Annotated in this window: 9 protein-coding genes; 4 read left to right on the top strand and 5 right to left on the bottom strand. The window is 66.3% G+C overall.

The genetic code is table 11. The features are described 5' to 3' along the window. Nucleotides 1-171: 171 nt before the first annotated feature. Nucleotides 172-876, bottom strand: coding sequence for a TetR/AcrR family transcriptional regulator (locus tag KDH09_03170; GenBank protein ID MCB0218670.1), 705 nt, complete (start codon nucleotides 874-876; stop codon nucleotides 172-174). A gap of 170 nt (nucleotides 877-1,046) precedes the next feature. On the opposite strand from KDH09_03170, the gene KDH09_03175 reads away from it, so the two are divergent. Beyond that, complete coding sequence (locus tag KDH09_03175) at nucleotides 1,047-1,730, top strand: hypothetical protein (GenBank protein MCB0218671.1); 684 nt, start codon at nucleotides 1,047-1,049, stop codon at nucleotides 1,728-1,730. Between the two features lie 66 nt (nucleotides 1,731-1,796). Then, complete coding sequence (locus KDH09_03180) at nucleotides 1,797-2,174, top strand: response regulator (GenBank protein MCB0218672.1); 378 nt, start codon at nucleotides 1,797-1,799, stop codon at nucleotides 2,172-2,174. A gap of 4 nt (nucleotides 2,175-2,178) precedes the next feature. Here the strand turns inward: KDH09_03180 and KDH09_03185 are convergent, their stop codons facing one another. From KDH09_03185 to hspQ, 3 genes are read right to left on the bottom strand one after another with little or no spacing between them, the layout of a single operon-like run. After that, entirely contained in the window at nucleotides 2,179-2,622 is a 444-nt protein-coding gene (locus tag KDH09_03185; GenBank protein MCB0218673.1) for a DUF420 domain-containing protein, read from the bottom strand. 41 nt (nucleotides 2,623-2,663) lie between these two features. Next, on the bottom strand, nucleotides 2,664-3,608 hold the full coding sequence (locus KDH09_03190; protein MCB0218674.1) for an acyl--CoA ligase: 945 nt from the start codon (nucleotides 3,606-3,608) through the stop codon (nucleotides 2,664-2,666). 45 nt (nucleotides 3,609-3,653) lie between these two features. Next, the gene (hspQ, locus tag KDH09_03195; protein MCB0218675.1) at nucleotides 3,654-3,971 is read right to left on the bottom strand and encodes a heat shock protein HspQ; all 318 of its coding nucleotides are present in this window, start codon (nucleotides 3,969-3,971) and stop codon (nucleotides 3,654-3,656) included. On the opposite strand from hspQ, the gene KDH09_03200 reads away from it, so the two are divergent. Both KDH09_03200 and KDH09_03205 read left to right on the top strand, forming a co-directional pair. After that, the gene (locus KDH09_03200) at nucleotides 3,924-4,355 is read left to right on the top strand and encodes a BolA family transcriptional regulator (GenBank protein ID MCB0218676.1); all 432 of its coding nucleotides are present in this window, start codon (nucleotides 3,924-3,926) and stop codon (nucleotides 4,353-4,355) included. The two genes, hspQ and KDH09_03200, sit on opposite strands and share 48 nt — an antisense overlap. 3 nt (nucleotides 4,356-4,358) lie before the next feature. Next, nucleotides 4,359-5,066, top strand: a complete 708-nt coding sequence (locus tag KDH09_03205; protein MCB0218677.1) for a GNAT family N-acetyltransferase — start codon at nucleotides 4,359-4,361, stop codon at nucleotides 5,064-5,066. 14 nt (nucleotides 5,067-5,080) lie between these two features. On the opposite strand, the gene KDH09_03210 is transcribed toward KDH09_03205, so the two are convergent. Continuing rightward, nucleotides 5,081-5,541 (bottom strand): alkaline phosphatase (locus KDH09_03210; protein MCB0218678.1); only part of this gene is annotated, 461 nt, incomplete at its 5' end.

The following is a 5,541-nucleotide window of genomic DNA, read 5'->3' on the forward strand; positions in this document are numbered from 1 at the left end:
GATCGTCCTGCCGCGACCCCCTCAGCCGCCTGCGGCGGCAGCTCCCCCGGAGGGGGAGCGGGGGCGGAGCTGCGCTCACGGCCGCCGCCGTGACGCGCTCTTTGGGCAAGAAAAAAATTTTTGGAAACTGTAAACGAGATTCGAGAGACGAAAACAAAACGAGCCGACAAGCTAACCCTCAGCCCGATCCTTGTCGCGGGCCGCGCGCCGCCGGTCCCAGGGGTTATGCGGGCTCAATGCGCCCAGCAGGATGCGCATCATCACGTCCTTGCGGCGGGCGAGGTCCTGCTCGCTGGGGTTGACGCGCACAATAAGCGAGTTGCCGATGGCCTCGAGTGCGGCAACCAGGCCCACGTAGGTGAGCGAATCGAGGCCCACGCTCTGGGCGGTGGTTACTTCGCTCTCGAAGAGGGCCATGACGTTTTCGAGGACGGCCTCGCGCTGGCGCGATGCGAAGGTGCCGGGGTTGCGGGCCTCGGCTTCGAGCACGCGGCCGAAAGCGCCGGTGGAGACGCGCCAGCGCAGGTAGGTCTCCAGGCCGCGTTCGAGTTTCTCGACCGGGTCGGTGGTCTGGGTGACGGAGCCGCGCACCATCTGGACGAGCGAGAACATCGTGCTCTCGGCCAGCGCATTGAAGGCTTCTTCCTTGTTGCGAAAGAACTTGTAGAAGCTCGGGCGCGAGACGTTGGCAGCCTTGAGGATGTCCTCGACGCGGGTGTCGGCGTAGCCCAGCTCGCCGAAGGCGTCGCTGGCCCCGTCGAGAATGCGCATGCGAAGGGTGGAGGAACCGGCCTCGTCGGCGCCCCGGATGCGGCGCGCGCGCACGCGCGGCGTGCGCGCGCGCAGCGGTTTTTCTGGCTTGTCTCGCCGGCTCATGAACGGGTTCCCTTTGACACGCGTATTATAGAGAGGCTTCCCTTCGATGCAATCGGCGGCGCGCGCGGGGCGTCTGCAGGGCGGGGAGCGGCACTGCCGTGACATGGGCGTTCACCCGGACGCGCATGGAGGCGTTGCGTTTTTCGCGCCCTGCCTGCAAGATCGCACCCGTGAGCGATCGCCCCACCATCTCGAAGACGCGCTTTATCGGCGGCTGCCAGTGCGCGCGGCGTCTGTGGCTGGAGACCTTCCGTTCCGAGCTTGCCGCTGCGCCCGATTTCCAGACGCGCGAGCGCTTCGGGCTCGGCACGCAGTTCGGCGTGCTCGCCCGCGAGCACTATCCGGGCGGCACGCTCATCGGCGCGACGCAGAACGCCGCCGCGCGGCGCGCCACGGACGAGGCGCTCTCGGACGCCTTCGTTCCGGCGATCTACGAAGCGGCGCTCCAGCATGAGGACGTGCTCGTGCGCGCCGACATCCTGGTGCGCGCGGGCCTGGGGAGCTGGGACCTCATCGAGGTGAAGTCGGTGCGGAACGCGCGTGAGGTCTTTGTGCTCGACCTGGCGCTTCAATACTGGGTGGCGCGCGGGGCAGGGGTGCGTGTTGGCAAGGCCGGGCTGCTGCTGCTGGCCGAGGGGGCGAGCCTGGAGAACATGGACGCCGACCCGGCCGGGCTCTTTGCCTTCGAGGACCTGACCGGCGAGTGCGAGCGCCGCCTTCCCGAGATTGCCGAGCGGGTGGCCTTCTTCCACGAGGTGCTGGCCGGGCGCTACGCCCCTGACGTGCCCATGGGCCCCCACTGCCGCGAGCCCTACGAGTGCCCCTTCGTGGCCCACTGCAGCCTACAACGTTAGCGCTTTTCACCGGCCGGGCGGGGTGCTAACAAGATCCATGAGAGTTCAACAGAAAGTGCGCATCCCATGAGCGGTCACCGCGTTGTCGTCTGCGAGGACGATCCCTCCACCTCCTTGCTGCTCACAAAGGCCATCGGCACCCTGCCGGGCGATGTGAAGGTCGTGACCTTTGAGAGTGTGGGAAAGGCGCTGCTGGAGCTGCAGAAGAACTCGACCGACCTGCTCATCCTCGATCACATGATGGCGGGGGTGAACGGGCTCGACGGTCTCAAACACATCCGCAAGGCCGAGTGGGGGAAAGCCCTGCCGGTGATCGTCTACTCGGCCGCCGACATCGAGCGCGAAGCCATTGCCGCCGGCGCCAACCGCTTCCTTCGAAAGCCGCTTCCCATCGGAGAGATCCGCAAGGCTGTCAGGGAAATTCTCGGTCTCGACGGAGACTGATCGCTCAGCCCGCGCGTTGCCACATGCCCCAGTAAGTAATCGCCGACATGGTGAGCGCCCCTGCAAAGGACGCAATCGCGATGCGTCCGGCCAGTCGGTGACGGCCTCGCGCGGCTTCGCGCTCAGGCGCATCAGCGCTCAGCGTTTTGGGCGAGAGCACGAGCGCCCAGATTCCGGCCGTAAGCATCACCGAGATAAACCCCTGATGGACGCGAAGGACCGTGACGAAGAAAGGCTCCCAGGTATGCAGGGCCTCACGGCCGATCACGGCGAGCTTCACGCCGTAGCTGGCAACGAAGGCAATGACCAGCGCCACCGCGCCCTTCATGCGCCGCCTGTGGGCTTCGACGTCCCCGCCGCGCACGGCCAGCACGCCGCTGATGGCCAGCGCAAGGGCGGTGCCCGCAAGTGCGAGCGAGAATGTCCAGAAGCTGAGGCGAGCATCCATGGCCGTGTACTTACCGCACGGGCAGGGGGGGAAGCCAGTGCTCAGCGCACATTGCAGTCGGGCCAGAACGTGGCAACGCGCTCCAGGGTGTCGTCCTCAGGCGTGCCGTCGCTTACCAGAATGGTTCGAAGCGCGGGGGTCGCGTCCGGCGCATGCGAATCAAGGAGCGAGCGTAGCTGTGCGCGCGAAGCAACAAGGGCCGTTGCGCCGCTCACCTGCGGCTCGCCCGGCGCGCCGATTGCCAGCGTGCTGCCCGAGATCAGGCTCGCCAGCACGGCCGAAAGTCCAATGGGATTGCTCGGTTCGAGCAGGCAGAGCACCACGTCGCCGGTATCGAGCGCGAGCATCTGCGCCATTGCGCGCCCTTCCTGGCTGATGCGCTCGACGCTCAGTGCCAACACGTGCTGCTGGAGCTCGGGCGCCAGCGGCGGACGCAGCACGAAGGGAGACTCGCCCATGGGCTCGGACAGGAAGACCAGGTCTCGCTCCAGAGCAAACGCGCCGTGACGGTGCAGGCTCTCGAAGTTCGTCCACAGCGCATTGGGCGGTGTGCCGTCGACGATGCGGTGATGGATGGGAACGCTGCTGGAGGCGAGTTCCTCGATGAGGTCGCAGCAGTCGAGCGTCTCATCGGGCTGGGGGCAGCACACCGCCGCCGGGCGGATCATCTTGAGGTAGCGCTCGACCCCGTAGGCGATGAGCTCGGTCGGAAGGGGCGCGGCCACGGCGCCGAGTTGCTCGATCCCCACGAGGGCGACAACAAAGGCGGCGCTGAGCGGGAGCTGCAGGCAGATCACATTGCCCGCGCCGACCCCCACGCTGGAGAAGCCGGCGGCCACGTCGCGGGCGCGGGAGAGCAAGCCCTCGTAACTCAGCGTCTCGGCGCCCGAGACAAGGGCCGCGTGAGCCGGCACATGCCGGACCCAGTGGCCGATGGCATCGGCGAGATTTTCGGGGGCATGCAGCAGCACGGGCACGTTGCTCATGTGCCAAGCCTATCTGATCGGCGCGCCTTCGTCAGCGCCCCGCGTTCAGTTCAGGTGGGTTTCGTTGACGTAGCGGTCGCCCTCGAAGCGGTCGAAGAAGACGGCCACGTCGGGGTGGTTGATGGGCGTGTTGAGCTCGTCGGGCTCGAGGTGGCGTTCGGCGACGTAGGTGTGGTGTGTGCCGTTGTGGACGAGGACATTGTACCAGGGCTTCTCGCGCGGCGGGCGCGAGCGCGCGACATTCTCGTACCACTCGTCGGTGCCCTGAAAGGTGGCATCGACGCCGACGATCACGCCGCGGTATCCGAATTTGGTATGCTGGACCAGTTGCCCGAGGGCGAACTTGGCGTGATACTCGTTCATGTGCCCATTCCCTACGGGGCTCTAGGATGCCTGTCCCTGCGGGGCGATGGCAAGTGCGGCGATTGTTTGCCTTCAAATGGATACACGGAGAGAGAGAACGTGGAACAGAGCGATCTGGCGCGCCTGGCAGGCGAAAAGCTTGCCGCGCGCTTCTCACCCGAGCGACTGGAGATCATTGACGATTCGGGGCGCCACGCCGGGCACAAGAGTGCCGGCGGCGGCGGGCACCTGCGCGTGCTCATTGTGGCGGCCGACTTCGAGGGGATGAATACCCTGCAGCGCCATCGCGCGGTCTACGACGCGCTCGGCGAGGAAATGCGCTCGGGCCGCCTGCATGCGGTGGCCATTTCCGCTGCCGCGCCCGGGGAACCCGCTCCGGCCTGAGTCATGGCAGAGCGATTCTTTAACAGCGATTACAAGGAACACGCCGTCCTCAGCGACGGCAGCCACGTGACGCTTCGGCTCATTCGCCCCGAAGACAAGCATCTCTTGACCGAAGGCTTCTCAAAGCTCTCTCCCGAGGCGCGCTACCTGCGTTTCTTTACGGGCAAGGGAAGGCTCACTGAGGGCGAACTCCACTACTTCACCGAGGTGGACCAGGAACACCACTTCGCGCTCGGGGCGCTTGCGCGTAGCGAAGACGGCAAGCACTTCGGCGTGGGCGTTGCGCGCTTTGTTTGCCTGAAGGACGACCCAACGGTCGCAGAGCCGGCGTTCACGATTCTCGATGACTGGCAGGGCCTTGGGCTCGGGCGCCTGCTCTTTCAGCGCCTCATGGCCGCAGCGCGTGAGCGCGGCGTCGAGCGCTTTCGCATCGAAGTGCTGCGCGAGAATCACTCCATGCTCGATCTCATCGATCGAACCTGCAGCGAAGCGGTCTGCACGCCGAGCGGGCCGGTGATGCAGATCGAGTTCCGCATTCCCGACGTGCCGCCCCAGGCCGGACCCGAGGACAAGTCCCACCACTCGCCCTTCTACCGGTTCTTTCGCCGGGCGACCGACCAGAGCGAGCTCTTCCAGCGCGCCTCGCGCACGCTCACGCAGCTTCGCGCGAGTTTCCTGATGGGCGAGGGGATGATCGACGAAGAGGATTGAAGCGCCGCCGGCGCTCAGGGCTGCGGGACCGGGCAGCCGCCCAGAATGCGAAAGACATCGGTGTTGTCGAGCCCGTCTCGAACGAGCTGGGCGTTGGGGCCCTGCGCATAGATCGCGACGGGCGTGCTGGTGTGGTTGGTGTGCAGCCAGCGCGCGGGTGGCGGCCATTCACCATTGAAGGTGCGCGGCAGTTTGAGCCCGCCGGTCTCGTGATCGGCGGTAACCAGAATGAGCGTGTCCTCGCGCCCCTTCGCCCATTCGAGCGCCACTTGCACGGCGCGATCGAACTCGGCGACTTCGGGGCCGAGGCGTTCAATGTCGTTCTCGTGCCCGGCATGATCGATGCGCCCGCCCTCGATCATCAGAAAGAACCCGTCGGGGTCGGTCTCCAGAATCTCAAGCGCAGCGCGCGCCATTTCGGAGAGGTGGGGCAGCTCTCCCACGCCGTCCTTTTCATAGGGCATGTTGTCGTCGC

It is taken from the genome of Chrysiogenia bacterium (genome assembly GCA_020434085.1).
GTDB lineage: Bacteria > JAGRBM01 > JAGRBM01 > JAGRBM01 > JAGRBM01 > JAGRBM01.